Genomic DNA, 2,686 nt, shown 5'->3' with positions numbered 1-2,686 from the left:
GAACAGCCTCGATCTTCCCGGACGTCCCGAAAACACCCGCATCGTCGTCGCCATGTCGGGCGGTGTTGATTCATCGGTCGTCGCCGGCCTGTTGAAGCGCGAGGGCTATGACGTCGTCGGCGTCACCTTGCAGCTCTACGATCATGGCGCGGCAACGCACCGGGCCGGCTCATGCTGCGCCGGGCAGGACATCGACGATGCGCGCCGAGTGTCGGAGACTCTCGGCATTCCCCACTATGTGCTCGACTACGAGGAACGCTTCCGCAAGGCGGTGATCGATCCCTTTGCTGAAAGCTACGTCGCCGGCGAGACGCCGATCCCGTGCGTTTCCTGCAACCAGACGGTGAAGTTCGCCGATCTTCTGGCCACCGCCAAGGAGCTTGGCGCCGACGCGCTGGCCACCGGCCATTATATCCGCTCCGGCGCCAATGGCGCCCACCGCGCGCTTTTCCGGCCGGTCGACGCCGACCGCGACCAGAGCTATTTCCTGTTCGCCACCACACAGGCGCAGATCGACTATCTGCGCTTCCCGCTCGGTGGCCTGTCGAAGCCGCAGGTTCGCGCCATCGCCGAGGAGATGGGGCTGACGGTTGCCGCCAAGCAGGACAGCCAGGACATCTGCTTCGTGCCGCAGGGCAAATATTCCGACATCATCGCCAAGCTGAAGCCGGCTGCTGCCAATCCGGGTGACATCGTCCACATCGACGGCCGCCTGCTCGGCCGCCACGAGGGCATCCTGCGCTACACGATCGGCCAGCGCCGCGGCATCGGCATCGCTTCCGGCGAGCCGCTTTACGTCGTCCATCTCGACGCCGACCGCGCCCGCGTCGTGGTCGGCCCGCGCGAGGCGCTTGAGACGCACAAGATCTATCTGCGCAACATGAACTGGCTGGGCGACGGGCCGCTGGCCGATGTCCCCGCCGGTGGCCTGGAGCTGTTCGCCAAGGTCCGTTCGACCCGCCCGCCCCGCCCTGCCGTGCTGCATCACCGCGCTGGCGCCACTTGGGTGGAACTGGTCGACGGCGAGTCCGGCATCGCGCCCGGACAGGCCTGTGTGCTCTATTCCGATGACGGCAACGAGGCGCGTGTGTTCGGCGGCGGCTTCATCGAGCGTTCGGAGCGTGGCGCCGAGGCCGAGGCCATGCTGACTCGGCTTTCCGCCAGGCCGGCGCAGATCCCCGCCGAGTAATCCGCTACCCGCTCAGAGACTGTTTCGAAATTCGCGCCGGCGAGTGACAGAGTCCAAACGGTCTCTCAGGAATTGGGCGTGGTATGCGTGACCGTCCCCGCGGTCAGGATGCGCAGCACCCTGATCGCTTCCTCGCCGCTGGTGCGCGGCTCGGCCCGTGTCTCGATGCACTGGATGAAATGCTCCAGCTCACGCGTCAGCGGCATGCCCTGGGCAACCGCGACATAGGACGGCTCATTGGTGGTGAAGGCCCATTGGCCGCTGTCCTGCCACACAGCGTGGCGGTAGACGGCAAGCTTGCGTTCCCATGGTTCGACGTCGTCGAACACCGCCATCGCCTTGGTGCCGACCACGGTCAGCCGCCGCTCGCGGTAGGGATTGAGCCGCGAGGTGAAGAGATGGCTGCGCAGGCCGTTGGGAAAGCGCATGTGCAGATGCGCGAAGTCGCTGAGATTGTCGAGCAGGGCAGCGCCTTCGCCGCGCACCTCGATCGGCTCGGTGCCGGTGATCGCCAGGATCATCGACAAATCGTGCGGCGCCAGGTCCCACAGCGCGTCGTTCTCGGTGTGGAACTTGCCAAGGCCGAGCCGATGCGAATGGATGTAGCGGACTTCGCCGAGTTCGCCCTTGTCGATCAGCCCCTTCAGCGTCTCGAAGGCGGGATGAAAACGCAAGACATGGCCGACCATGAAGACGCGGCCATTGTCCTTGGCCGCCTGCACCGCGCGCTCGGCGTCTGGCACCGTCAGCGCGATCGGCTTCTCCACCAGCACGTCCTTGCCGCTCTCGGAGGCGCGCACCGCGAGGTCGGCATGGAATTGCGGCGGCAACGCCATGACGATGGCGTCGATATCGTCACGGACGAACAGCTGGTCGGGCTCGATCGCCAGGCAATCCTGCTCGCTGGCGAAGCCTTCGGCGCGAGCCCGGTTGGCGTCGGACACCGCGTGCAACGCGCCGAGCGCCTTGAGGGTGCGGATGTGGTTGCTGCCCCAGTATCCGCAACCGAGGACTGCAATGCGCGGTTTCATCTGTTTCAACTCTTAAAACTCGTGGCCGAGACATAGCGACGTGCCCCTACGAACTCAACCCCGGCGGCAGCAACCAAATGTCTGCGCGGCAAAGCTTTTCGACAATGACAATAAGCCGGCGCGCCGGTTGCTTCGAAGCTTGACAGGCTCGCCCTCCCAACCTTATATCCGCGCGACCTTGGCGAACGCCCCCGACATGCCTTTCGATTTAAGGCGCATTTCGGGCCTTTCGCCGCCCTGGCGGGGTAGCTCAGTTGGTTAGAGCACGGGAATCATAATCCTGGGGTCGGGGGTTCAAGTCCCTCTCCCGCTACCACCTTCAAATTCCGAACAATTCTCCAGTGGCCGCACGGTTTCCCGAAAGCCCAGCGTTTGCGGGATGTGCAGCCGAAAGCTGTGGAGTGCGGCAGCGCCCTGAGCGTGCAAATTGCTCTCTGAATGCCAATCATTCTCCGAAGCTGGGGAG

The 2,686-nt window shown here is 64.7% G+C and carries 2 protein-coding genes and 1 tRNA gene; 2 read left to right on the top strand and 1 reads right to left on the bottom strand.

The annotated features are described in order from the left end of the window. Nucleotides 1-1,189: tRNA 2-thiouridine(34) synthase MnmA (mnmA, locus tag ACXJ7R_RS29460; RefSeq protein ID WP_457154899.1), on the top strand; the 1,189-nt coding region annotated here is incomplete at its 5' end. 65 nt (nt 1,190-1,254) lie between these two features. Here the strand turns inward: mnmA and ACXJ7R_RS29455 are convergent. Continuing rightward, nucleotides 1,255-2,220 carry a Gfo/Idh/MocA family protein gene (locus ACXJ7R_RS29455; protein ID WP_095081773.1) on the bottom strand — a complete coding sequence of 322 codons (966 nt, stop codon included), beginning with the start codon at nt 2,218-2,220 and terminating at the stop codon, nt 1,255-1,257. Between the two features lie 239 nt (nt 2,221-2,459). Here ACXJ7R_RS29455 and ACXJ7R_RS29450 point away from each other — a divergent pair. Continuing rightward, nucleotides 2,460-2,536, top strand: a tRNA-Met gene (locus ACXJ7R_RS29450). Nucleotides 2,537-2,686 lie beyond the last annotated feature (150 nt).

Source organism: Mesorhizobium sp. P5_C1, assembly GCF_054049815.1.
Note: the sequence above shows the minus strand (reverse complement) of the source record. Positions and strands in the feature narration are given on the sequence as shown.